Below are 25,661 nucleotides of genomic sequence, written 5' to 3' on the forward strand. Positions count from 1 at the left end.
TAAAAATGAAAATGATTAAATTAACACAAACACTTTTTGCAGGTTTATTACTAGCGACTAACTTATTGACAGGAACGATGGCACACGCACAAGATACCATTAAAATCGGAGGTAACTTAGAATTATCAGGCGCGGCAGCAGCTTACGGAACACCGATTGCTGAGGCTTTACAACTAGCAGTAGAACAACGTAATGAAGCCGGTGGCTTATTAGATGGTCAACAACTTGAATTATTCATCACAGATAACCAATCGGATTTAACTGAAGCAGCGTCTGTAGCAACTAAATTGATCTCTCAAGATGTTGTAGGGATTATTGGACCAACGGCTACAGGGGTAGCTAAAGCAGCGATTCCAATCATTTCTGAAGGCAAAATGCCAACTATTTTAGGTGCTTCCACAGGCGATGGCTTAACACTGGATGAAAGTGGCAACGTACTTGAGTATCTATTTAGAGTATGTTTTGAAGACTCGTTCCAAGGGTTAGCAGCTGGTCAATATGCGACAGAAACCCTTGAAGCATCCTCAGCGATTATCATTACCGACCAAGCACTTGATTACTCATTAGGTTTAGCAGATAGCTTTACGGAAAGATTTGAAGCCAATGGTGGTAGTATTATTAAAACAGAATCTTATACATCAGGCGATACAGATTTCTCTGCGATTTTGACATCTTTATTAGGACAAGACTTTGATATCTTATATATTCCTGGTTACTATACAGAAACGGGTCTAATCATTAAACAAGCACGTGAATTAGGCATTACTCAACCGATTATTGGGGGAGACGGTTATCATAGTAAAACATTAATTGAATTAGCAGGCGCAGAGAATGCATCAGATATTTACTTTACAACGCATTTCTACGAAGGGAACGACGATCCTAAGACACAACAATTCATTGACGATTTTTCAGCAAAATTTGGCAAACAACCCGATACATTTGCAGCGTTAGGTTACGATGCAGCGAACTTATTGCTAGATGCGATTGAAATCGCAGGCTCTACGGATACAGAAGCCATTACGCAAGCAATCGGAGAGATTGAAAACTTTGAAGGTATCACAGGAACTTTCTCATTTGATGATAATCATAATCCAATTAAACCAGCTTTAATGTTGAAATTAGAGAACGGTGAAATTGCTTCCGCTGAAGAAGTATCAGCAGAATAATTAAAACTAGATTGCAAAATATGAAAAAAAATTATTCACTAATATACAGGTGGTAATCCAGTTTCAAAAAAATTGTTCAAATTATAAAGCAAAAGTAGTGCTGTGGGAGAGCAACTTTCACAGCATTCGTTGCGTATTGTATCAGGGAACCTGCAATTAAATGAGTATTCTCTAATCTAATTTTAATTTAATGCAAAGACTAAGAACAAGCATAAACACTTTATAAAAAGGCTTTCATTCCACTTGCTATTCTTAAATAACAATGATAATATTAGAGTTTATTTAAAATAACGGTTGAATTATTAGAAAGTGTGTTATATACTTTTTTAAAGTAGGCAAAATATGGTAGGAAAGGATTTTAACTATGCAATTATTCATGCAACAACTTGTTAACGGGATTTCGTTAGGAAGTATTTATGCTCTGATCGCGCTCGGCTATACAATGGTATATGGTACGATTCGCTTAATAAATTTTGCTCACGGTGACATTTATATGGTAGGAGCATTTTTTGGTTATTTTCTAGTAAGTGTTTTAAACGTCAATGTTTTTCTGGCAATGCTCTTAGCAGGAGTATTCTGTGCTATTTTAGGAGTGGTGATTGAGAAAGTGGCCTACAAGCCCTTACGTAAATCAACACGAGTAGCTGCGTTAATTACAGCCATTGGGGTTTCATACTTCTTACAGAACGTAATGATTTACTTCTTAGGACCTGAAGTTAGAGCATTTCCATCAACAATACCGGTTATGCCATTTAGAGTCTTTGGAATAGTCATTAATATGAAACAAGTGTTTGTATTCGTTACAACCGTTATCTTAATGATTGTATTAAATGCGATTGTTAAACATACAAAAATGGGTAAAGCAATGCGTGCTGTAGCCGTTGACTCTGAGGCAGCTGAATTAATGGGGATTGATGTCAATCGTGTCATCTCATTTACATTCGCGCTTGGATCAGCCCTAGCAGGTGTTGCGGGTGTATTAGTAGGTGTTTATTACAACTCTATTTCGGCAACAATGGGTACAACACCAGGTCTAAAGGCCTTTGTGGCCGCCGTAGTTGGTGGAGTTGGAAGTATCCCAGGAGCCATGATAGGTGGATATCTAATTGGTCTTCTTGAAACAATCGTTACATTTATGGGTGGTTCAATGTACAAAGATGCGGCTGTATATGCCTTACTGATTGTCATTCTATTGATTAAACCATCTGGTTTATTCGGCAAGAATGTCAAAGAGAAAGTGTAGGTGGCAAAAATGAATAGATTTCATATTCGTAACATGGTGTGGCTAGCTGCAGCTGTTTTAGGCTTCCTAGCTTTATATGCGTTAGTACAAGCTGGTATTATCAATCGTTTTTATCAGATAACGCTTGTCACTATTATGATTAACATTATTTATGCGGTTGGACTTAACTTAGTTTTAGGTGTAGCAGGCCAATTCTCTTTAGGACACGCAGGTTTTATTGCGATTGGTGCTTATTCAGCCGCTATATTCACTAAAGCTATGGAAAGCAATACAACGGGTCTTTATGTAGGGATGGCTGTTGGTGTAGGACTTTCAATCATATTAGCTTTATTTGTAGGTATTCCAACACTGCGTTTAAAAGGTGATTACTTGGCAATTGCTACTCTAGGGGTAGCTGAAATTGTTCGTGTAATCATTAATAACATGCGTGATTTAACGAATGGACCTGCTGGTATCAGCGGTATTCCTTTAGTATCAAATTGGATTAACGTATACGTCTTTATGGTTATCACAACTATCTTTATCTTAAACTTTGTTTATAGTAGTGCCGGTCGCGCGACAATGGCGATTCAGCAAGATGAAATTGCAGCTGAGTCAATGGGGGTTAATGTTACTTTGTATAAAGTACTAGCCTTTGTTTTAGGTGCGATTACAGCCAGCATTGGCGGTTCATTACAAGCAACTTTCTTAGGAATTGTAACACCAGGCGATTATACATTCGAGCGTTCAATTGATGTGCTAATCATCGTTGTATTCGGTGGTATTGGTAGTTTTACAGGCTCATTTGTTGCAGCCATTTTATTAGGACTCTTAAATGTGTTCTTACAAGATTATGGTCAATTACGTATGGTAATCTATGCGATTGCTTTAGTATTGATTATGATCTTCAGACCAGGTGGTTTATTAGGTACACGTGAACTACGTTTAGGTTCACTTGTAACAAAAGCACTAGGGAAAGATAAGGAGGCTGTTTCATGAGTTTGTTAGAAGTTAAAAACTTAACTAAAAACTTCGGTGGTTTAGCAGCCGTTTCAAACGTTTCTATCCACTTAGAGGAGAATGAGCTAGTAGGTTTAATTGGACCTAACGGAGCCGGTAAAACAACGTTTTTTAACCTATTAACAGGTGTTTATGTTCCAACAGAGGGAACTATCGAATTATTAACTGATAATGGAATGACGAAGTTAAACAATGTTAAACCTGATAAAATTAATGAATTAGGTTTAGCCAGAACTTTCCAGAATATTCGATTATTTAAAGATCAGACAGTTATCGAAAATGTAATGGTTGCGATGCACCGCGAACAAGGAAACTCAGTATTCTCAAGTATTCTGCGTTTAGCGGCTCATTACAGAACGAACGCAGAGATGCGTGCTAAAGCGTTAGAGCTACTGAAAATCTTTAATTTAGATGGTATTGCGGATGAGAAAGCACGTAATCTATCATACGGTCAGCAACGTCGCTTGGAAATTGTTCGTGCCTTAGCAACTCAACCTAAGATTTTATTCTTAGATGAGCCAGCTGCCGGAATGAACCCAGCAGAAACGGCAGAATTAACCGATTTAATTGCGCAAATCCGTGAACAGTTCGATTTAACAATCGTTTTGATTGAACATGATATGTCTTTAGTTATGCAAATTTGTCAAAGAATTTATGTATTGGAGTATGGCCGTTTAATTGCACAAGGGACTGCTGAAGAAGTGAAGCAAAACCCTGACGTTATTCGTGCTTATTTAGGAGGTGTTGATTAGTGCTTAAAGTTGAAGATTTAAAAGTAAACTATGGAATGATTAACGCCGTAAAATCCGTTAACTTTGAAGTAAATACAGGTGAAATCGTTGCTTTAATCGGCGCCAATGGTGCTGGTAAATCAACCATCCTTCGAACAATTTCAGGTTTGGTTAAACCATCACAGGGTTCAATCACTTACGGCGATCACGATTTATTAAAGTTGGTTCCAAAGAAAATCGTTGAAACAGGAATTTCTCATGTGCCAGAAGGGCGCCACGTATTTAAAGGTTTAACTGTTAAGGAAAACCTGGAATTAGGTGCTTTCTTGCGAAATGATAAAGAAGGTATTCTTGAAGATGCCAAAGCCGTCTATCAACGATTCCCAATTCTTGAAGAAAGAAAAAATCAAGATGCGGCAACTTTATCTGGTGGGGAGCAACAAATGTTAGCCATGGGACGCGCTTTGATGTCAAAACCGAAGTTGTTACTATTGGACGAACCCTCAATGGGTCTGGCACCAATTTTCATTAAGGAAATTTTTAATATCATTGTTGATATTCAAAAACAAGGAACAACAGTGCTTTTAATCGAACAAAATGCTAAAATGGCATTAACGATTGCAAATCGCGGTTACGTTCTGGAGACCGGTGAAATTGTTTTATCAGGTACCGGAGCAGAACTATTGGAAAGTGATGATGTTCAAAAAGCATACTTAGGAGGTTAGTGAATGTATATTAAAGATTATATGTCAACAAATTTAATTACGATTACACCCGAGACAAGTGTTGTAAAGGCGAGCGACTTATTAAAGCAACATGATATCAATCGTCTGCCTGTCCTTGAAAATGGTCAATTAGTCGGATTAATTACAAAAGAAGTGATTTCTAAAAACTCACCATCAAGTGCAACAAGTTTAAGTGCTCATGAAGTGAATTACTTATTAGAGAAAACCACGGCTAAAGATATCATGGTGAAAAAAGTCATGACAATTGGACCTGATAACATGGTCGAAGAAGCGGCTTCAATTATGCGCGCAAACAACATTGGCGTGTTAGTTGTCACTGAAGGTAGCCAATTAGTGGGTATTATTACCGATAAAGATATCTTCAAGGCTTTCGTAGACGTTTCTGGATACGATACACCAGGATCAAGCTTGGTTGTTGAACTTATTGGTGACCGTAAAGGTGTTATCGAAGAAGTCGGCGACGCTCTAGTTGAAACAGATGTAAACTTAACCCATATGATTGTTTATCACCACGAAAACAACATTCGCTTAGTCTTACATGTTTCGACAACTGAAACAGATGAATTAGAAGCGGCGATTAAAGCACGCGGCTATGAAGTTAAATCAGTACACGAAAAAACAAACGAATAAGCCAAAATATAATCTCCGGTCTCATGAAGACTGGAGATTTTTTTATAACGGGATATAAGTTTTATGCTGATTTACCAAGCTCTGTAATTCGCTTAGCTTATTGTTTTTCTAGATACGCAGTTAAGAAAATAGGCGTTCTATTTATTACTTCAATAGAAGCGAAGAGCAAAAGTAGCGTCGACCTACAGGCCGACACGATTTAAACACCCTGTAGATTTAATATAAGCGTCGTGGACCATTGGACACAACACTGCCTTGGTTTTCTTTTTCGAATCGTGTTCGAGAATTTGAAATTGCAACACGATTCGCTCTCTATCATGCTCCACTTTTTGAAACTGAGACATGATTCGGTGTTGTTTAGCTTCACTCAGACTATGGCCTTTCCAAGACGTTGTGTCTCTTTTAAAGCTTCATCACCTTGAGAAAACCGGAAAAACACAGGCGATTAAATTAACAATGTTAAACTACTAAAAAACGCTCCTAAATCCGATTTACAGATTTAGAAGCGTTAAATTGTCTAGAGTAATTTCTCGATGTCTTTAACAATTGATTTAGGTTCTGTAGTCGGTGGATAACGTTTGACTACCTCGCCCTCACGATTAATTAAAAACTTCGTGAAATTCCATTTGATTTCAGAATTCAGAATGCCACGTTTTTCTTGCTTCAACCATTGAAAGAGTGGTGAAGCATCAGGACCATTGACATTAATTTTTTCGTTCAATGGGAAAGTCACACCAAAGTTAACTCGGCATGTTTCCAACATATCTTCATTGCTGACCGGTTCTTGCTTATTGAATTGGTTACTTGGAAAACCAAGGACAACAAATTTTTGATCTTTAAATTCTTGATAAAGATTTTCTAAGCCATCAAATTGTTTGGCAAAGCCGCATTCTGTTGCGGTATTCACTATCAATATAACGTGATCGTTATACTGATTAAATGTATAGGGTTCACCATTACTTCTAATTAGAGTAAAATCGGGTAAAGTCATGTCGTCTCCTTCTACCAGCAACTAAGCGGATTTGTTTTTCGTGATTGGATTAGTCTTCTAAGTCTACGTTGTGATAAACTTTTTGAACGTCGTCGTCATCTTCTAAAGCATCGATTAAACGTTCGAATAAACGTAAGTCGTCTCCAGCTAATGTTACTTCATTTTGTGCTAACATTTCAATTTCAGCGACTTCAAATTCTGTGATTCCCATGTTTTCTAATGCTTCTTTAATTGAATGGAACTCAGTTGGTTCACCATAAACAATAATTTGTTCCTCTTCTTGAAGCACTTCACGAACATCAACTTCAGCTTCAAGTAAGCCCATCATGATTTCATCAGCATCTTCACCATTGAAGACAAATACTGCTGTTGATTCAAATAAATAACTAACTGAACCACTCACGCCCATGTTACCACCGTTTTTACCATAAGCAGCACGTACATTACCGGCTGTACGGTTAACGTTATTTGTTAAGGCATCTACGATAATCATTGATCCATTAGGGCCAAAACCTTCATAACGTAATTCTTGGAAAGTTTCATCGTCGCCACCTTTGGCTTTATCAATCGCTTTTTCAATAACGTGGCGAGGTACATTATAAGTTTTCGCACGGTCGACAACAAATTTTAGTTTTTGGTTTGACTCGGGATCAGGGTCGCCAGATTTCGCTGCAGCATAAATTTCAATTCCAAATTTAGCGTAAATTCTTGAAGTGTTCTGATCGGTTTTCGCTTTTTTTTCGCGAATGTTCATCCATTTACGTCCCATTGTGTTCACTCTTCTTTCTAAACTGTCTTAAGTCTATTATATACATGAAAGGGCGCATTTGTTAAGTTAGAATGTAATGAGATAGGGAGTAAGCGACTAAAGGTTGCCACCATCTCAAAAAAAGACGAACGTTTAAAAAGAAAAATATCATTTTCTTGTAGTAATTTACTTAATAAAAGAATACGTTTCTGCTGGCTTAAAAAAAGAGGCTCACTAAACAAAAAAGCACGTCAGACTAATCGATCGATTAATCTGACGTGCTAAAATTATATTTGGTTAAATTTAACGGTCTCCGTTGAAGATGCTGTTACGTACAACAACATAGTCGACTTTGCGGATGGCTTCTAAGTCGCGCCCACCTGCATATGAAATAGAAGATTGTAAATCTTGTTCCATTTCAATTAATGTGTCTGAAAGTTTACCGCGAGCAGCAATCATTTCGATCTTGCCTTCCACGTTTTTGTGTTCACCTTTTTGGTACTCAGAAGCACTACCGAAGTATTCTTTGTATGTGCGTCCGTCGATGACACGTGTACGGCCAGGGCTTTCTTCATGAGCGGCTAATAAAGAGCCGATCATTACCATCGAAGCACCAAAACGAATTGATTTAGCGATATCGCCATGATGACGGATTCCGCCATCTGCGATAATTGGCTTGCGGGCTGCTTTAGCACATGAACGAATGGCAGCTAATTGCCAACCACCAGTTCCGAAACCAGTTTTTAATTTAGTAATACAAACACGACCAGGACCTACGCCAACTTTCGTTGCGTCGGCTCCAGCGTTTTCAAGTTCACGTACACCTTCTGGTGTACCAACGTTACCTGCAATTAGGAAAGTTTGTGGTATCATTTCTTTGATGAAACGTACCATATCTAGAACATCTTCTGAGTGGCCATGTGCAACATCAATCGTAATGTATTCTGGAATTATATTTTCTTCAGCTAACTGACGAACAAAGTTATATTCGTAGTCTTTAATTCCTACACTAATCGAGGCAAATAGGCCACGCTCGTGCATCATTTTAACAAATGGTATGCGAGCAGCTTCGTCGAAACGGTGCATGATATAGAAGTAATCATTTTCTGCAAACCAGATTGCTAACTCTTCATTAATAACAGTTTGCATATTTGCAGGTACAACAGGAATTCTAAAAGTGCGAGGGCCAAACTGAATTTGTGTATTACACTCAGAACGGCTACTCACGATACATTTATTTGGAATCAGTTGGATATCTTCATAATCAAAAACTTCCACAGAACATTCTCCTTTTATAGGGGTTATTAGTATTAAATTACATTGTGTGATAAAACTTATGACTTAGCTTAAGCGTTGTACAATTCTTCGATACGATTTTGTGTATCTTTGTTATCTAAGAATTCTTCATAAGTTGTATTGATGCGGTCGAATGAACCATTAGGTGTCAATTCAATCACGCGGTTAACCGTCGTATTTAAGACTTCGTAGTCATGTGAAGCAACTAGAAGAGCGCCTTTAAATTTGATTAAACCTTCGTTTAGAGCAGTAATCGACTCTAAGTCTAAGTGGTTTGTAGGTTGGTCTAGAACTAAAACGTTCGCTTTAGAAAGCATCATTTTAGATAAGATACAACGAACTTTTTCTCCCCCAGAAAGTACATTAACTTTCTTCATCACGTCATCACCAGAGAAAAGCATACGACCTAAGAAACTTCTTAGGAAAGTATTGTCGCTTTCTTCTTTTGAAGCGTATTGACGTAACCAATCAACGATATTTAAATCAACACCATCAAACTCATCACCTGAGTTACGTGGTAAGTAAGTTTGAGAAGTCGTTACTCCCCATTCAAAAGACCCACTATCTGGCTCGATTTTACCTGTAATAATATCGAAGAAAGTTGAAATCGCAATGTCGTTACGACTTGTAAAGGCAACTTTATCATCACGGTCTAGGGTGAATGTAATATTATCTAATACTTTCACGCCATCAACTGTTTTAGATAAGCCGTTAACACTTAATAAGTCATTCCCAATTTCACGCTCTGGTGAGAAGCCAACGAATGGATAACGACGTGACGATGGTTGAATATCATCCAACGTAATTTTATCTAAAGTCTTCTTACGAGAAGTCGCTTGTTTAGATTTAGACGCGTTAGCAGAGAAACGAGCAATAAAGTCTTGTAACTCTTTGATTTTTTCCTCTTTTTTCGCGTTTTGATCAGCCGCTAATTTAGCTGCTAATTGACTAGATTGTAACCAGAAGTCATAGTTACCTGTGTACAATTTAATCTTACCAAAGTCAACGTCTGCCATGTGCGTACAAACATTGTTTAAGAAGTGACGGTCATGGGAAACAACAATTACTGTGTTAGGGAAGTTAATAATAAATTCACTTAACCAACTAATTGCTTGTGAGTCTAAACCGTTTGTCGGCTCATCCAGTAATAAGTTATCGGGTTTACCGAATAAAGCTTGAGCAAGTAAAACTTTAATCTTATCTGCTTCAATTAATTCACGCATTAAGCTAAAGTGCATATCTGTTGAAATACCTAAACCTTGTAGCATGTTACTTGCTTCAGATTCAGCTTCCCAACCGCCCATTTCAGCGAAAAGACCCTCTAATTCGCCGGCACGAATACCATCTTCATCTGTGAAATCTTCTTTCATATAGATGGCATCTTTTTCTTTCATGATTTCGTACAATTCTTTATGACCCATCATGACTGTTTCGATAACGCTGTGGTCTTCGAAGCCATAGTGGTTTTGACTTAGGACTGCTAAGCGTTCGTTTGGATCCATTGAGACATTACCTGTTGATGGAGAAATTTCTCCAGACAAGATTTTTAAGAAAGTTGACTTTCCAGCTCCATTTGCTCCAATTACACCATAACAGTTTCCTGGTGAAAACATTATATTTACATCATCAAATAGCTTACGGTCCGGGAACTGTAAACTTACGTTTGATACGTTTAACATTATTTATCCTCCTTGAGTGCTTATAGAAGGTGTCAAGCACTTCTGACACATGTAATATAATAGCATAACTACCACAATAATAGTGACTTTTTAGGAAAAATTAGAACATTCTGACAAGTAAAATGACTCAAGCAACCAAACCTGACAAAATATGACACAAAAGCGATTTCTGTTAATATTTTGGATGTAAATTTGTTTGTTTTGACACATGAAAGTCAAATAAATTTCACAATTATGACGTATAATAAGAATTAATTAAGAGGGGGAAGTAACATGAAATTGAAAAAACTATTACTCGTCTCTGCGAGTGCATTAGCTTTAGGAGCAGTTAATACGAATGCAATTTGGCTAGGAGATGCATTAGGCACAACACCAGCGATTGTACATGCCCAAGAATTAACAGCAGACGAAGCAACATTAGTTACTGAGATTAAAAATATGGTAGCTGGTTTAGAGCCAGTTAACTTGGAACAATTATTAAATGTTAAAGATGAAGATTTATTGCTTTACTATAGCGATGCTTTAGAAACAAGCGCCAATAGTGATGAATTATATAAAGCAATTTATGACGATCTTGCAGCGAATTACCCTGAATTAAGTTTATTAATCGGTGAACAGTACGATGCATACCGTCGTGCGGCTGAAGCAATTGCCGCAGCTTCTAGCTATACGTTCTCTGATTTAAATATGGCTTTACCAAGCACAACATTAGCTTTATATCAAGCGGAATTCAATGCTAACGGTGAAGATGTTGACGCAACAGTTGCCGCTATCTTACCTGAAATTGAGACGGCTGTTAAAGAATACATTGAACGTCGTGAGCAACGTGAAGCTGAAGCAGCTGAAAGTGCTGAGGAAAGCTCACAAGAAGCTGCAGAAGAAAGTACAGCTGACAGCACAGAAACAGACAGCAGTTCTGAGGAGGAAGAAACTTCAGAAGAAACGGTAGAAGAGTCTTCAGAGGAAGCAACGAGTGAAGTACCCGTTGAAGAAAACTCAGAAGAGGAATCTACAGAAGAAGACTCAACAGAAGTGATTGAATCATCTGAAGATGTAATTCTATCAGATTTAGACAAGATGAAAGCTTCTTTAGTTGAATATTCATTCTTAACTGAACCTGGTTTAACTTATTTCGATGAAGCAACCTTAAACACTTACTTACCAGTAGCAGTCGCTAACAACTTTAGCGCAGAATCAGCTTTAGCGATTCAAGATATGTTAGTGAGCGAACGACCAGACTTATTTATTGAAGAGCAAATTCAAGGTGTTGCCGATAAAATTCGTGCAGCAGCAGTCGCTGAAACACCGATGTTACAAGCTCAAGCAGCTGAAATTCCAAATGCAGCTTTATTATCTTATGATAAAGTGATCAATACAAGTGACAACGGTGTCGAATACATATTCAATCGTTCAACAGAAGATTACCCAGAAGTATTTGCGGATGAAGCAAATCGTTTCCGTACAGCTTTAAATGAGTCATATGGCTTAAATGAAGAGGACTTAGCTGCTGTACCAGATGTTACACTATTATGGGAAGAATACTACTCTTATTTACAAGCAGGCGGAGCGGAAGATTTGGAAGAGTTAGCCGCTGTCATGCAAGCCAAATATGAAGTAAGTACTGATGATGAATCTAGCGAAGCAGAGAGTGAATCAGATTCTGAAGATGAAGCAACAGAATTAGATAGTTTCAAAGAAGCTTTAGTATCACAAACTGATTTAACGAATGAACAAGTCGCTGCTTTAGGTGATGAAACATTACAATCAGTCTTAGATACATTTGGCTTTGATGTAACAGATTTAACAGAAGGCAACGTAAATGGATTCAGACGCATGTTGATTACTTACTATCCTGATAACTTCACTGATGAACAAGTAAATTCAGTAGCGAATTTATTACGTGAAAGTAGTGTAAGTGCGACACCGATGACGATGGATATTGCGAATCAAATTCCTTCAGGTGATTTCTTAACTTGGAGTCGTGAATCAATTGATACGGGTGGTAACGATATAACGTATCCATTCCAACGCGCACTAGAAACATATCCAGACTTGTTCAGAGATTTAGTTATTCAAGCAAAAAGTGATTTAGTGGGTAATACAGCTTTAACACAAGCACAAGTGGATCAAATGCAATTTGTTCACTTATTATTTGCGAACTTCTCTGCAGAAGGTGAAGTAGATTACTCAGCAGCTGAACAATACTTACGTGATCTATATCCAGAAGTTTTTGAATCGGAGACATCAACAGATGAAAGTTCAGAAACAAGCTCTGAATCAGAAAGTACAAGTGTTTCAGTTTCAAAATCAACGGATGTTGAATCAGAAAATCAAGAAACATTACCAAACACTGGTGAAACAAATGCATGGTGGATTGGTGGCGTAGCAGTATTATTAATTGGTGTTGCTGGTTACTTAATTTACCGCGGACGTAAGGCCAACTAATTGAATACAAGATTAGATTTGAACTCGGGTGGCTATGGCTGCCCGAGTTTTTTTGCATATGGGATGATACGGGTTTGGGTGCTTTAACAAACTTTGTACTTCGCTCAGTTTATTGTTTTCCAAGGCGGTGGTCGTCTTCAAAGCCTTCGCTGGCGCTTCAGGCTTTTCCGGCTCAATCGGCTAGGCTCTGTCTACTTCGCTGCGCTCATAGTCAGAGCAAGCTGTGCCGATTGCCCTTGATACCGCTTGGGAAAACAAATTGCTGAGCTGCGCACAGTATTCCATAATAGTAATGCTGTATGATTGCTAAACGAAATTTAGTGGCCTCTGATTAGGCTGAGATTTCCTAGCGTCATGAGGACTATGAGTTTAAGGGTGAATTACCAAGCTTAGAATTTCGATCAGCTTATTTTTTCCAATACAAGCTAATCTAGCCGAAGGTCCGCTAGAATCGGCTAGAAACCTGGAATAGCGAGTTTTTTTATAACTTAAATTTGCTCGAGAGAGGATTATTGTATGCGAAAACAACATTTAATCCATTCTGGAGAAATTCTCATAGTATGCTGTTACGAGTTTGGGTTTTATCTATTGCTTCAAAAAAAACGAAGAACCAAAGGAGTGTCGGCCGACTGACCGACACGATTGAAACGCCTTGCGGTTTTAATATAATCGTCGTGGACCTTGGGCCATGACACCGCCTTGGGTTTCTTGCAAGAGAATAAGTTGGTTGCTAGCATTTCTGCGGTATCATGTCTCAGTTTCGAAAAGTGGGGCACGATTCGGATGGAATCATGTTCGAGTTTAAAAAAATGGAGCACGATCAAAACGTACTAGATGATTGCGTCTAGAATTTTAACGAGGTATCTGTTGAGCTAATAAGTTAGATAATTAAACGTCAAAGGCCGAGTGGTGAAAAGGCTTTCTCTAAATGATAGAATGAAACGAAAGAAGAGTATGCCGAGAAAGGATTGTGTCAGATGGAAAGAAAATTAGTGAGTGCTAAGGTAGAAAACGGGGTTCGTTACATCATGTTGGATTCACTAGCAAGTTTCAATGTCATTGATATCACGTAAATGACTGATTTATTAGAGGCGTTGCAGGTAGCAGAGGAGGACCCTGAGACAAAAGTAATTGTGTTAGGAAGCACCGCTAAAGTGTTTAGTGCCGGTGGTGATTTAGCGACATTGAAGCAACATGCGCAAGATCAGAAAACTGAAGCTATGAAAGTGCTGGTAGAGAAAGTCGCTGAGATTATTTTATATATGAAACAAATGAAGAAATTGATTATTGCGGCTGTAAATGGCGCAACTGCGGGAACAGGCTTTAGCCTAGTATTAGCGGCCGATCGAATTATTGCTTCAGAAAAGGCAGTGTTTATGACTGCCTTTATTAAAGTCGGTCTGGTATCAGATGGCGCTAATTTCTATTTATTATCGAAGCAAATTGGTGCCAGTCGCGCGATGCATTATAGCTTGACGAGCGAAGCGATTAAGGGGACTGAAGCTTACTCAATTGGTTTAGTCAGTCAAGTCGTTCCAGCTGATGACCTGATGGAAAAAACGAAACGTGTCGCTGAACAATTGGCGACCGGTCCTCTTAGCGCCTACGAGAACCTGAAAGCACTCAACTACCACAGTAATTACGAAGACCTGGAGAAGTATCTACAACTCGAAACGACTAAACAGACCGAAGCTATGCAGACGGAACAATTTATCGAAGGTACAACAGCGTTTCTAGAAAAACGCACACCAAATTTCAACCAATAATTCACCGACAAAATACGTCACCACATATCGTGCATCAATAGCGAGCTGCTTAACATAGCCGAATGTCGGTGCTAAGCGACTCGAGTAACTCAATCCATGGGTATTTGAACGCAAGCCCCCTCAAATACAGAAGACAAGAACAGCCCACACCAGACAATGGAGTGGGCTGTTCTTGTCTTACTTACTGCGAATGACTTAGAGTCCTATTTTGTAAAGAAGTTTAGGAGTTTTTGCCACCAGGTTAAGGGTTTAGCCTCTGCTACTATGGCTTCGACGTGTGCAACCTCTAGTAAAGCGTCGCTTTCAGCTTGAGCGCGTTTAATCAAGATATCTTGACTGTTCACTTGTTCTTCAATATGTTCTGGTTTTAGGTATTCGCCGTTAGGTTGTAAGACGTGTGCTTTGGCAGTGTCAGACAACTGCAATTCGAGGATGTCATAAATTTCTTGTTCAATTTTAGGGTCGAGAATTGGAAACTCAATTTCAACACGCTTCGTCATATTACGCGTCATCATATCAGCAGATGACAGGAATAGATGGTGACTACCATTGCGGTGGAAATAGTAAATACGTGGATGTTCCAAGAGACGACCGACGATACTACGCACATGGATGGTTTCAGAAATTCCTTCCATCCCTGGTTTCAGGCAACAAATACCACGAACAATTAGGTCGATTTTAACTCCTGCGTGACCGGCCTGATAAAGCTTGCGAATCAGCTCTTTGTCAGTCAATGAATTCATTTTCGCAATGATGCGTCCATTGCCAAATTGGCGGTGGAAGTCAATTTCTTCATCAATATAATCCATCAAAGAGTCACGGATTTCAAAAGGTGAAACGTGCAAATGTTTGTAAGTCGGACGCTCACCGTAACCACTTAAATAATTAAAGAAATTAGTCGCATCGCTTGTAATCCCTTCATGCGTGGTAATAATCCCCATATCCGTATACATCTTGGCGGTTTTATCATTGTAGTTGCCAGTGCCTAGATGCACGTATTGTTGAATGCGATCATCTTCACGGCGTGTAATTAAAGTGATTTTACTATGCGTTTTTAATTCTGTTACCCCATATAAAACGTGACAGCCGGCATCTTCAAGTTCACGCGCCCAGAAAACATTATTTTCTTCATCAAAACGCGCTTTTAATTCCACTAATACCGTCACTTCTTTACCGTTCTCAGCTGCTTGTTTTAAGGCTGCGATAATCGGCGAGTTTTTCGACACACGGTAGAGCGTCTGTTTAATCGCAATCGTCTGGCTATCTTGAGCAGCGTGTGCAACTAACGAGACAATCGGATCGAAAGCGTCGTAAGGATGGTGGAAGAATAAATCTCTTTCTTTAGCGCGTGTAAATAAACTTTCACCCAAGTTAGCTGGATCTAAGAAACTATCAAAAGGTTTGTACATTAATTCGGGTAAATCTGCGCCAATTTGTTCACGTAGCCCGAATAAGAAAGTTAAATCTAGTGGACCGTTAATTTGATAGACATCATTGATATGTAAGTCCAATGCATCCAATAAATATTGAACTTGCAGTTCAGAGAAGTCACTCAACTGAGAAGTGTCGACCTCCACTCGGACTGCCATACCGTTTTTACGTTTTTTGACGTAGTTTTCGATGACTTCAAGTAAATCAGCGGCCCCATCTTCAATAATATCGAAATCCGCATTGCGCGTAATTCGAAACGGGTAGGCATAGGCAATGTCTTGGCCTTCAAATAAACGCTGGATAAAATGAATGATAATATCCTCCACCAGAATGATGGTTTTTTTCACACCAGCATCAATTGTGATATATCGATCCAATAAAGCTGGCACCGGAACAATCGCGACATGTTCTGGACGTTCGCGGTTCAAGCGAACCAGAATATTCATCAATTTATTATTCAAATGAGGGAAAGGACGATACGCATCAATAGCTAAAGGTGATAGCGTCGGCATTAACAGTTCCTCGAAAATCCGCTCAATTTCTGCCAACTCATCTTGATTCAACTCAGACACACGCTTAATCGCATACTGCATTTGTGGCAAACGACTGGCCAATTGATGATAACGATCATACTGCATCGCTACATTCTGATGATTCTTCTCACTAATGGCTGTCAATAAATCAAGCGGCGTCATATACGTCTTCGTCTCAGAAATTTCAATATTGGCTAAATACTGATCATAAACACCCGCTACACGGACCATGAAAAATTCATCTAAGTTTGAACTGCCAATTGCTAGGAAATTTAATTGCTCCAAGAACGGATTCTCACTATCGTAAGCTTCCGCAATTACACGCTTATTGAAGTCCAACCAACTTAACTCACGGTTGAAATAATAAGACGGTCGATCAAAACAATCCTCAGGCAAAGACTGTGTCCGCCCAAGGTCTGGTTCAGACTTCTGACCTGAAGCCGATGTTGTTTTCTGTAAATTCATTTTATAACCCTCCTGCCAGAATATGCCTAAACATAATGCTAAACTAAATCAATTAAGCTAATGATAAATCGGTATAAGTAAGCGATAAATTGCCATCTAAAGCGCGCGCTAAATGTTTCAAGTGTCGATCTGCACGGTATTTCTCTGCCACAATCGGACCGTTATGTTCAATATTTAAAACGTAATCGCCATCTTCTTGACGCGTCAAATTCAGTTGCCCTATTGGGGCCGTTTCTGAATCATTCAAAGCTTGGCAAAATTTAATAATTCCGCCGAGTTTCTGTAACTCATCTTGTGTATCATCCTTGAACCAATTATCAAAGTCCTCTAAAAATTGATTAAATAAAGACCGATTACGATAACTACTTAATAGCGCAAGACGCAAACGCTCGATGTGACTAAATCCAAATAAATTCATGTTAGATAATAAATAGAAAGTGTGTTGAGATTCCGCTTCTGCACTAATAAATGAACCAAATTGATATAAGTAAGCGGCAAATTCTAGCATTTCTTGTGTCTTGTAATGATAGTCAAACTGTTCTAGGTCAGACATCTGACGATATAAATCGAGACAAGCATTCACCCGCAACTGCGCACCCTCAACATTTATCGGGAAGACATTAATCACTTGACGAATTGAACGTGCCTTAATTAACTCTGTATCAATTGGCGACTGATATTTAGAATTAATATATTCCAGGGCAATCCCTTCACGCAAACCTTGCATTGAAATAGAGAAAATCGTTGCCTTCACCGCATTGAATAATTCAATAAATACTAAATTAGCTGGAATAATAATATCAACACGGTCCGAACTCAACCCATCAATATCACTCATTTTATCGAAGGGCGTATTCTGGAAAAGGTCTAGGGTTAATCTCAAATCATCCAAAGATAAATGATAACCATGTACTCCGGCAATTGGATAACTGGTCGCGCGTTGATGAACCAAGGTCACGTTACGTGCCGAACCACCCACTGCTACAATCGGTAACTTTGCCTTCTTCAACCAGTCAAGTCCCTTAAATTGCTTGTTAACGAATTTAGCCAACGCCTCCATCGCTTCAGGATCATTATGCGGCTTGTCAACGAAAAACTGCTCTTTCAATGACACCGTCCCGAAAGGAAAACTATGATAAGCTTTCATTTTCTTCTGCTTAAACAAGGTAATCTCACAACTCGCGCCCCCAATATCAATCGTAATCGCATCTTGGAAAGACGTTGAATGCATAATCGCATATTGGCCATAAGTTGCTTCACCTTCTTCTGGTACAATCTCAATCTGCCAACCCATGCGATCCTTTACTTGCTTCAGAATATCTGCTTGGTTACGCGACTGACGGATAGCAGCCGTAGCTAAAGGCTTAATTGTGTTTACTTGATGTTCTTCGGTTACTAAACGAAAACTCTCAAGTGTGTTCACCAACTTATCAATGCCCGCCTGATCCATTGTTTTACCTGCCTCATCAATGATTAAATGTTGTGACAAACGAGCAGGCGTCTTAATATTAATCACTTCTGTAAAAAAGAAATCTTGATCTATCCCATAAATAACCAGTCGAATCGTATTCGACCCAATATCCACAATTGCTATTTTTTCTCTATACATTTCATTCAATCCCCTCGAAATCAGATAGACTTACACATACTTCTTGAGCGCCTCAATCGCAGCATCCGACGAAGCTACTACCTCACCATTCAACTTCACCAAACCTACCGTATACAAATTAATATAACTAAACTGAGACTCCGCTAACACCTGCAAAGCCGCCAGCTTCTCAGGATGCGTGGCACCTTGTTGACGCGTATCAGAATACAAACCAACAATCGGAATACCCGCCTGATATGCCACGCCAATCTCCGACGCCACACCCGGATCAATCACCTGGCCATCCAGAATCGCAAACAGCACATCACTCGCAAGCACCGCCTCCGTATCCAACTTCGCAATCATCTTCGAATCCGCATAAGCATTCTTATCATTAATCTCACCTTGCTCCTGCGGCACAAACACCTCTAGACCAGGAATCTCCGCACGAATACGAGCCGCCAACTGCGCATTATAAGCCAACTCCATCTCATTGAACAAAGACGCCGCGAAATATAACTTTGCCATACACCAAACACCCTTTCTACAATAACCCTCTTTACCCAATTATATCGAAGCAACCAAACGGATACAATCACAAGCCACCACCTTTGGAAATAATTCCCATGAAAAGCTAGCATCCACCACTAGCCCCCCAACCACACCCAGTAAAACCATATCTAGACGCACCCTCAGCGGATAACCCCCCGCACGCAATAAGACGAACAATCCCAACTAGTGAAAGCCCCTCTAAATTCGCGCGAGGTTCTTTATTCCCCTGAAAGCCCCTCGAAAAACGAATGAGGGGCCATCGATAATCAAAGCGATTCATTAGCAAATTAATCGAGTACGTCTCCAGAAACAATCTAGGTTTTGGAATTCAGGCAACCAAGTAAAATAAGGAAACCTCGAGCTAAGCCCGAGGTCATTTTGTTTCAAGACATTTAGTTGAACACGCCACGCTTGGCTCAGCATGAATTTCTAACGCGACCATCGCCTTGGAAAACAATCAGCTGAGCGAAGCATAAAACTTGGTAAATCAGTATAAAACTTATAATCCCGTATACTAAAAAAAGTGCCAGGGATCTCCCTGACACCAATTCAACGAATAGCTATTTCAGCTCGTTATCTAAAGTAATATTTTGTCGGTATTAGTGGTTGCGTAAACGCAAGGCGTTGACGAGTACTGACACTGAGCTCATACTCATGGCAACTGCCGCAAACATTGGGCTGAGTAGGGGGCCACCGAATAGATACAGCACGCCCATCGCAATTGGAATTCCAATGACATTGTAGCCGAATGCCCAGAAAAGATTTTGCTTAATATTGCGAATAGTCGCATGACTTAAATCGATGGCCGCTACTACGTCGGTCAATTGATTTTTCATCAAAACGGTATCCGCAGACTCAATCGCAATATCTGTACCCGAACCAATCGCCATTCCGATATCAGCTTGAGCGAGGGCAGGGGCATCGTTAATCCCGTCGCCGACCATAATCACGTGCTTGCCTTCGCTTTGAAGTTGCTTTACCATGTCAGCTTTATCTTCTGGCATTACCTCGCTCATGACACGGTCAACGCCAACTTGTTCGCCGATTCTTTCGGCAGTTTTCTTGTTGTCGCCTGTGATCATAATGACTTCCAGTCCCATCGCTTTCAACTGCTGAATTGCTTGCGAACTTTCAGCTTTAATCGGATCTGCGACCGCAATTACACCAGTTAATTTATCATTCACTGCAATAAACATCGGTGTCTTCGCTTCATTGGCTAGACGATCTGCCGCTGTTGTTAATGCGGTATCCTCGGCGAAGTCAGCCATCATTTTACGATTACCAATTTTAATCTCTTGACCGTCGATTCGGGCTTCAATCCCTTTACCGATCACGCTGTTGAAGTGTTCAACTTTCGGTAAACTTAATCGCTGATCCTCTGTCGCATAACGCACAATCGCTTCACCTAAAGGATGTTCGGAAGCTGATTCAGCCGCTGCAACCCAAGCAAGTAATTGAGCCTGATCGTGTCCATTATTAGCTAAGACAAAATCAGTCACAGTGGGTTGACCTTCGGTAATGGTACCTGTTTTATCCAATAGCACCGCATTCGCATGGTGGATCCCTTCTAAAGCAGTACCGCTCTTAATCAGAATCCCTTTCTGGGCACCATTCCCCGTACCGACCATAATCGCAGTAGGCGTTGCTAAACCTAAAGCACACGGACAGGCAATAATTAAGATACTAATGAAAATTGTTAAAGCAAATTCAAGTGGCTCACCCATGACAAAGAACCAGAACAAACCAGCTAGCACCGCCAACACCATCACAATCGGAACGAAATATCCCGAAATAATGTCTGCTAATTTCGCAATCGGTGCTTTTGAACCTTGAGCATCCTGTACCATACGCACAATCTGTGACAACATAGTATCTTGACCGATTTTAGTCACTCGGAAAGTAAAAGCGCCGGTTTTATTAATACTAGCGCCCGTCACGCTGTCGCCGACTTTTTTCTCAACCGGTAAACTTTCTCCGGTTAACATCGATTCATCAACGCTCGATTGCCCTTCGGTAATCTCACCATCAACGGGCAAACTTTCCCCCGGACGTACCTGTAACAAATCACCAACTTGTACCATCTCAATTGCAACCATTTCAGTCGAACCATCTGCTTTGACGCGACGTGCTTGACTCGGTGTTAAATCCATCAATGCTTTAATGGCTGCCGAAGTTTGACCTTTTGCACGTTCCTCTAAATATTTACCGACGTTCATTAATGTTAAAATCACTGCCGCCGATTCAAAATATAAATCAGGATGCCCTGTAGGCATAAAACGTCCTGTCACTAATAGAAATGTCACAACTAAGCCTTGGATAAAAGCGGCTGTCGTTCCGACTGCCACTAAGGAATCCATGTTAGGGTGGCCATTGAATAAATGTTTAAACCCTCTTTGATACATTGCGCGGCCTAACCACATAACCGGTAATGTTAAAGCTAGTTGAAGTAAGGCGTTTAGCCCAGGATTGTGATGCATATCCAATATAGCAGGTAAAGGCATGCCAACCATTGGTCCCATCGTAAGAATAAACAATGGAATGGTAAACACGGCCATCCAAATCACGCGTTGACGCATGGCTTTTAAGCGGGTTTCTTTTTTCGCTTGGTCAATATCATATTGTTCTTGAGCAGATAAAGCTAGACTCGCTTTGTAACCCGCTTTTTCGACGGCTTGTAAAATTAACTGTGGCTCGGCTGCTTCAGCCCAATCGACACTTAGCGTTTCCGTCGCTAAGTTAACGCCAGCTTGTTTAATAGCAGGTAATTTCTGTACAGCTCTTTCAACATTAGCTGCACACGACGCACAGGTCATCCCTTCAATTGAGAAGTTTTGGTGTAAACGTTCATTTAAGATAGCGTTGCTATCGTTTTCGACCACCAACGCATAACCTGATTTCTTCACGATTGCCTGCAAAGCATCAGGGGATAAGAGTGTTTCATCGTAATCAATTTGAGCTTTTTCAGTGGCTAAATTGACTGACGCAGTCACCACGCCCTCAGCTTTATTCAAACTACGCTCAACATTAGCCGCACAAGATGCACAGGTCATCCCTTCAACTGCATAAGTCGCTTTAGTCATATGAATCTTCCTTTCTACTTATTTAACTAACGTATAACCCGCCTCATCAACAGCAGCATGCATTGTTTCAAAATTGGTTAACGTTTCATCGAAATCTACTTGCGCAGATGCACTGTCTAAATCAACGACTGCTGATTGAACACCGTTAACATCATTCAATACATTCGTGACCGCATTGGCACAACCTTGACAACTTAAACCTTCGACTTTAAATATTGTTTGTTTCATACTATTTGCTCCTTTTCTTTTGAGTGACTTGTCTGTGAGATATGACAATGACATTGGCCGGGTGCACATTGACAGGCAATGCTGGCCGGTGCAGTTTGCATTTTTACTTGTAATAAAGATACAAGATCTTGAAGTTGAGTTTGTGAAAAGGTATTGTTTTCAATCATATGCGCCACAATACCGGCATGATCTAAATTACAACTATTGGCCATAATGTCATCTGTCCGTGTTAAAGTGGCTTCTTTCATCGAAATAGAACTCGAATAAAGAAAAGGGCTGACTGTCGTATCTTGTGTCAGAATACCTTTTTTTGTTAAACGATTTAACATCGATTTGATGGTGCCTTCCTTCCATTCCGAAATAGCCAGCATGGTGTCAATAATTTGACGACTGGTTAGCTGACCTTCGGCCCAAACAACTCGCATAATTTCCCATTCAGCTGAACTAATCATGTAATCCCTCCTTAGGTTACGTTTGTAATCTACAATTATAGTTTACACCTGTAAACTTAAAGTGTCAAGGATTAAATTTTTTAATGTTCGTATTAATAAGTTTGTGAACATAAACATATATGAGTCACTTAACACAACAGTTATTATGGAAATGTTTTCAATGAAAGGGCGTTAAATTAAGAAAGGGTAAGAAACAACGCTAGAATTTCTCATAAATTCACGCATGTGAACAACACAATATGTAGTGATGAAACATATAAACAAACACAAAATATGCGGTTTTATAAACCTTGCTAACTATTTTTAATCTGTTATCATGGATTGAGAAATTAATTTTTAAGGAGCGAAGCTAAATGTTAGTGGTATTTATGTCTTTAACGGGTCAAACACGAAAGTTTGTGAAAAAACTTGGTTGGCCAAGTCTGGAAATAACCTTGGATAATGCTTTTATAGAAGTCGATGAACCCTTTATTTTTGTGGCGCCGACCTATGACAAGGAAGCAACGGATTTGATTGCGGACTTTCTAGAAACAGGACAGAATACTGATTACTTGAAAGGCTTTGCGGGGAGTGGTAACTTAAATTTTAATCATTTATATTGTTTTACAGCAAAAGATTATGCCCGCGATTATAAGGTCCCTTTATTGCACTTATTTGAATTTCAGGGGATGGATCCGGATGTAGAACGATTAAAAAAAGAGGTGGAAAAACTTGGATAAACCAGTACTTGCGACTAAAGCAACCGAAGTTACGTATTTTAAATTAAATAACGAATTAAACCGTCCAGTTGATAATCAAATTCCTTTACATAAGGATCGTGAAGCAGTTCGTGCCTTTTTCTTAGAGCACGTTAACCCAAATACTGTTTTCTTTTATACACTAGATGAGAAAATTCGCTATTTACTTGACCATGATTACTTAGAAGAAGAATTTATTGCGAAATATGAACGTGAATTTATTAAAAATTTAATGGCGAGTACATATAACATGCGTTTCCGCTTTACATCTTTCATGTCTGCTTTTAAGTTTTACACTCAGTATGCATTGAAAACTAATGATGGCAAACGTTATTTAGAACGCTATGAAGATCGTATTGTATTTACCGCGCTATTCTTAGCCGATGGTGATAAAGATTTAGCGATTCGCTTGCGTGATGAAATGATTGCGCAACGTTACCAACCGGCAACGCCGACATTCCTGAATGCAGGACGTAAACGTCGCGGGGAATTGGTATCTTGTTTCTTAATCCAACTAACAGACGATATGAATAGTATCGGACGCGGGGTGAACTCTGCCTTACAACTATCAAGAATTGGTGGGGGTGTAGGCGTTAGCTTATCGAATATTCGTGCAGCGGGCGACCCAATTAAGAAAATTGAAAATGCCTCAAGTGGTGTTGTTCCGATTATGAAGTTGTTAGAAGACAGCTTTAGCTACTCAAACCAATTAGGACAAAGAAACGGTGCAGGTGCGGTTTATTTAAATGTATTCCACCCAGATGTTGTATCGTTCTTATCTACGAAGAAAGAAAACGCGGACGAAAAAATTCGTGTCAAAACTTTATCACTTGGCCTTGTAGTGCCCGATAAATTCTATGAATTAGCGGCTAAAGATGAAAAGATGTATCTGTTCAGCCCTTATGATGTGGAACGTATTTACGGCAAGCCGTTCTCTTATATCGATATTACGGCTGAGTATGATGAATTAGTGAATAACCCAGAAATTAGAAAATCTAAAATTTCTGCGCGTGAATTAGAAAATGAAATTAGTAAACTTCAACAAGAATCAGGTTACCCTTACATTATTAATGTTGATACAGCGAACCGTGCCAATCCTATTGAAGGAACCATCACGATGAGTAACTTGTGTTCAGAGATTTTACAGGTTCAAGAACCTTCTTTAATTAATAATGCCCAAGAGTATGAAATTTTAGGAACAGACATTAGTTGTAATCTAGGTTCGACGAATATTCCGAATATGATTCAATCGCCGAACTTTGCGAATTCAGTAGAAACAGCAGTGAGAGCCTTAACTTATGTAACAGATCACTCAAGTATTGATGCGGTACCAACAGTCAAAAATGGTAACGATAAGGCGCATACTATTGGTTTAGGCGGTATGGGGTTGCATACATTATTTGCGATTAATCAAATGCACTATGGTTCGCCAGAATCAATTGAATTAACGGAAGCTTATTTCTATGCATTAAACTACTATTCTTTAGTAGCCAGTAATAAAATAGCAGCCGAACGTCAGCAATCCTTTGATAATTTTGAAAAATCGGCTTATGCTTCGGGTGAGTATTTTGACAGATATATTGAGAATCCTTTTGTGATTAAAACGCCTAAAGTAAAAGAAGTGATGGCGAATGTCATGATGCCGACGGCAGAGGATTGGGCGGAGTTGAAAGCGAATGTTCAAGCGCAAGGCTTATATCACCAAAACCGTTTAGCGATTGCACCAACAGGTTCCATTAGTTATGTCAATGAGACGAGTGCCAGCTTACATCCGATTACGCGTTTAATCGAGGAGCGTCAAGAGAAGAAAACAGGTAAAACGTATTATCCAGCACCGCATCTATCAAATGAGACGATTCAATATTATAAATCGGCTTACGATATTGATATGCGTAAAGTGATCGATGTTTATGCAGCGGCTCAAAAACATATTGACCAAGGGATGTCCTTAACGTTATTTATGCGTTCGGAAATTCCTGAAGGCATGTATGAATGGAAGAATGGTCGTACGAATAAGTTAACGACGCGTGATCTGAATATTCTACGTCATTATGCCTGGAAAAAAGGCATTAAATCCATCTACTATGTACGTACTTTTACGGATGATGGGGAAGAAGTAGGTAGCAACGCTTGTGAGAGTTGCTCAATTTAA

The 25,661-nt window shown here is 39.5% G+C and carries 20 protein-coding genes; 10 read left to right on the top strand and 10 right to left on the bottom strand.

Annotated elements, in window-relative coordinates:
* Window positions 1-5: 5 nt before the first annotated feature.
* From GF867_RS00360 to GF867_RS00385, 6 genes are all read left to right on the top strand, one after another.
* Complete coding sequence (locus GF867_RS00360; RefSeq protein ID WP_153831141.1) at window positions 6-1,169, top strand: ABC transporter substrate-binding protein; 1,164 nt, start codon at window positions 6-8, stop codon at window positions 1,167-1,169.
* 364 nt (window positions 1,170-1,533) lie between these two features.
* The gene (locus GF867_RS00365; RefSeq protein ID WP_153831142.1) at window positions 1,534-2,412 is read left to right on the top strand and encodes a branched-chain amino acid ABC transporter permease; all 879 of its coding nucleotides are present in this window, start codon (window positions 1,534-1,536) and stop codon (window positions 2,410-2,412) included.
* A gap of 9 nt (window positions 2,413-2,421) precedes the next feature.
* A complete protein-coding gene (locus GF867_RS00370; RefSeq protein ID WP_153831143.1) occupies window positions 2,422-3,390 on the top strand; it encodes a branched-chain amino acid ABC transporter permease in 969 nt (322 codons plus the stop codon).
* Window positions 3,387-4,163, top strand: coding sequence for an ABC transporter ATP-binding protein (locus tag GF867_RS00375; RefSeq protein WP_153831144.1), 777 nt, complete (start codon window positions 3,387-3,389; stop codon window positions 4,161-4,163). The genes GF867_RS00370 and GF867_RS00375 overlap by 4 nt, the downstream gene beginning before the upstream one ends.
* 35 nt (window positions 4,164-4,198) lie before the next feature.
* Window positions 4,199-4,867: an ABC transporter ATP-binding protein gene (locus GF867_RS00380; protein WP_153831449.1), complete on the top strand. Its 669-nt coding sequence runs from the start codon at window positions 4,199-4,201 to the stop codon at window positions 4,865-4,867.
* 3 nt (window positions 4,868-4,870) lie between these two features.
* Entirely contained in the window at window positions 4,871-5,518 is a 648-nt protein-coding gene (locus tag GF867_RS00385; protein WP_153831145.1) for a CBS domain-containing protein, read from the top strand.
* A 517-nt stretch (window positions 5,519-6,035) separates the two neighbouring features.
* Here the strand turns inward: GF867_RS00385 and GF867_RS00390 are convergent.
* From GF867_RS00390 to GF867_RS00405, 4 genes are all read right to left on the bottom strand, one after another.
* Window positions 6,036-6,509, bottom strand: coding sequence for a glutathione peroxidase (locus GF867_RS00390; RefSeq protein ID WP_153831146.1), 474 nt, complete (start codon window positions 6,507-6,509; stop codon window positions 6,036-6,038).
* A gap of 49 nt (window positions 6,510-6,558) precedes the next feature.
* Window positions 6,559-7,278, bottom strand: a complete 720-nt coding sequence (locus tag GF867_RS00395) for a YebC/PmpR family DNA-binding transcriptional regulator (RefSeq protein ID WP_153831147.1) — start codon at window positions 7,276-7,278, stop codon at window positions 6,559-6,561.
* Between the two features lie 282 nt (window positions 7,279-7,560).
* A complete protein-coding gene (gene guaC, locus GF867_RS00400) occupies window positions 7,561-8,535 on the bottom strand; it encodes a GMP reductase (RefSeq protein ID WP_311454272.1) in 975 nt (324 codons plus the stop codon).
* 68 nt (window positions 8,536-8,603) lie between these two features.
* Window positions 8,604-10,232, bottom strand: a complete 1,629-nt coding sequence (locus GF867_RS00405; RefSeq protein WP_153831148.1) for an ABC-F family ATP-binding cassette domain-containing protein — start codon at window positions 10,230-10,232, stop codon at window positions 8,604-8,606.
* A 273-nt stretch (window positions 10,233-10,505) separates the two neighbouring features.
* Between GF867_RS00405 and GF867_RS00410 the strand changes: the two genes are divergently transcribed.
* Entirely contained in the window at window positions 10,506-12,677 is a 2,172-nt protein-coding gene (locus tag GF867_RS00410; protein ID WP_153831149.1) for an LPXTG cell wall anchor domain-containing protein, read from the top strand.
* A 1,073-nt stretch (window positions 12,678-13,750) separates the two neighbouring features.
* Entirely contained in the window at window positions 13,751-14,443 is a 693-nt protein-coding gene (locus GF867_RS00415; RefSeq protein WP_153831150.1) for an enoyl-CoA hydratase/isomerase family protein, read from the top strand.
* A gap of 203 nt (window positions 14,444-14,646) precedes the next feature.
* Here GF867_RS00415 and GF867_RS00420 read toward each other — a convergent pair whose 3' ends face one another.
* From GF867_RS00420 to GF867_RS00445, 6 genes are all read right to left on the bottom strand, one after another.
* The gene (locus tag GF867_RS00420) at window positions 14,647-16,872 is read right to left on the bottom strand and encodes an RNA degradosome polyphosphate kinase (RefSeq protein ID WP_153831151.1); all 2,226 of its coding nucleotides are present in this window, start codon (window positions 16,870-16,872) and stop codon (window positions 14,647-14,649) included.
* 52 nt (window positions 16,873-16,924) lie between these two features.
* Window positions 16,925-18,481 carry a Ppx/GppA family phosphatase gene (locus tag GF867_RS00425; protein ID WP_153831152.1) on the bottom strand — a complete coding sequence of 519 codons (1,557 nt, stop codon included), beginning with the start codon at window positions 18,479-18,481 and terminating at the stop codon, window positions 16,925-16,927.
* Window positions 18,482-18,511: 30 nt separating this feature from the next.
* Entirely contained in the window at window positions 18,512-18,988 is a 477-nt protein-coding gene (locus GF867_RS00430) for a nucleoside 2-deoxyribosyltransferase (RefSeq protein WP_153831153.1), read from the bottom strand.
* Between the two features lie 623 nt (window positions 18,989-19,611).
* Window positions 19,612-22,092, bottom strand: a complete 2,481-nt coding sequence (locus GF867_RS00435; protein ID WP_153831154.1) for a heavy metal translocating P-type ATPase — start codon at window positions 22,090-22,092, stop codon at window positions 19,612-19,614.
* Between the two features lie 18 nt (window positions 22,093-22,110).
* Window positions 22,111-22,320 carry a heavy-metal-associated domain-containing protein gene (locus GF867_RS00440; protein WP_172972585.1) on the bottom strand — a complete coding sequence of 70 codons (210 nt, stop codon included), beginning with the start codon at window positions 22,318-22,320 and terminating at the stop codon, window positions 22,111-22,113.
* On the bottom strand, window positions 22,317-22,772 hold the full coding sequence (locus GF867_RS00445) for a BlaI/MecI/CopY family transcriptional regulator (RefSeq protein ID WP_153831156.1): 456 nt from the start codon (window positions 22,770-22,772) through the stop codon (window positions 22,317-22,319). Before GF867_RS00445 ends, GF867_RS00440 begins: the two co-directional genes overlap by 4 nt.
* A gap of 353 nt (window positions 22,773-23,125) precedes the next feature.
* Between GF867_RS00445 and nrdI the strand changes: the two genes are divergently transcribed.
* Both nrdI and nrdE read left to right on the top strand, forming a co-directional pair.
* Entirely contained in the window at window positions 23,126-23,491 is a 366-nt protein-coding gene (gene nrdI, locus GF867_RS00450) for a class Ib ribonucleoside-diphosphate reductase assembly flavoprotein NrdI (RefSeq protein WP_153831157.1), read from the top strand.
* On the top strand, window positions 23,484-25,661 hold the full coding sequence (gene nrdE, locus GF867_RS00455; RefSeq protein ID WP_153831158.1) for a class 1b ribonucleoside-diphosphate reductase subunit alpha: 2,178 nt from the start codon (window positions 23,484-23,486) through the stop codon (window positions 25,659-25,661). The genes nrdI and nrdE overlap by 8 nt, the downstream gene beginning before the upstream one ends.

It is taken from the genome of Fundicoccus ignavus, assembly GCF_009659375.1.
Taxonomy (GTDB): Bacteria; Bacillota; Bacilli; order Lactobacillales; family Aerococcaceae; genus Fundicoccus; species Fundicoccus ignavus.

Excerpts from the sequence above, each read along its gene's own strand:
- GF867_RS00360 (WP_153831141.1), top strand. The coding sequence starts at position 6 with ATGAAAATGATTAAATTAACACAAACACTTTTTGCAGGTTTATTACTA.
- GF867_RS00365 (WP_153831142.1), top strand. The coding sequence starts at position 1,534 with ATGCAATTATTCATGCAACAACTTGTTAACGGGATTTCGTTAGGAAGT.
- GF867_RS00370 (WP_153831143.1), top strand. The coding sequence starts at position 2,422 with ATGAATAGATTTCATATTCGTAACATGGTGTGGCTAGCTGCAGCTGTT.
- GF867_RS00375 (WP_153831144.1), top strand. The coding sequence starts at position 3,387 with ATGAGTTTGTTAGAAGTTAAAAACTTAACTAAAAACTTCGGTGGTTTA.
- GF867_RS00380 (WP_153831449.1), top strand. The coding sequence starts at position 4,199 with ATGATTAACGCCGTAAAATCCGTTAACTTTGAAGTAAATACAGGTGAA.
- GF867_RS00385 (WP_153831145.1), top strand. The coding sequence starts at position 4,871 with ATGTATATTAAAGATTATATGTCAACAAATTTAATTACGATTACACCC.
- GF867_RS00390 (WP_153831146.1), bottom strand. The coding sequence starts at position 6,509 with ATGACTTTACCCGATTTTACTCTAATTAGAAGTAATGGTGAACCCTAT.
- GF867_RS00395 (WP_153831147.1), bottom strand. The coding sequence starts at position 7,278 with ATGGGACGTAAATGGATGAACATTCGCGAAAAAAAAGCGAAAACCGAT.
- GF867_RS00405 (WP_153831148.1), bottom strand. The coding sequence starts at position 10,232 with ATGTTAAACGTATCAAACGTAAGTTTACAGTTCCCGGACCGTAAGCTA.
- GF867_RS00410 (WP_153831149.1), top strand. The coding sequence starts at position 10,506 with ATGAAATTGAAAAAACTATTACTCGTCTCTGCGAGTGCATTAGCTTTA.
- GF867_RS00415 (WP_153831150.1), top strand. The coding sequence starts at position 13,751 with ATGACTGATTTATTAGAGGCGTTGCAGGTAGCAGAGGAGGACCCTGAG.
- GF867_RS00420 (WP_153831151.1), bottom strand. The coding sequence starts at position 16,872 with ATGAATTTACAGAAAACAACATCGGCTTCAGGTCAGAAGTCTGAACCA.
- GF867_RS00425 (WP_153831152.1), bottom strand. The coding sequence starts at position 18,481 with ATGTATAGAGAAAAAATAGCAATTGTGGATATTGGGTCGAATACGATT.
- GF867_RS00430 (WP_153831153.1), bottom strand. The coding sequence starts at position 18,988 with ATGGCAAAGTTATATTTCGCGGCGTCTTTGTTCAATGAGATGGAGTTG.
- GF867_RS00435 (WP_153831154.1), bottom strand. The coding sequence starts at position 22,092 with ATGACTAAAGCGACTTATGCAGTTGAAGGGATGACCTGTGCATCTTGT.
- GF867_RS00440 (WP_172972585.1), bottom strand. The coding sequence starts at position 22,320 with ATGAAACAAACAATATTTAAAGTCGAAGGTTTAAGTTGTCAAGGTTGT.
- GF867_RS00445 (WP_153831156.1), bottom strand. The coding sequence starts at position 22,772 with ATGATTAGTTCAGCTGAATGGGAAATTATGCGAGTTGTTTGGGCCGAA.
- nrdI (WP_153831157.1), top strand. The coding sequence starts at position 23,126 with ATGTTAGTGGTATTTATGTCTTTAACGGGTCAAACACGAAAGTTTGTG.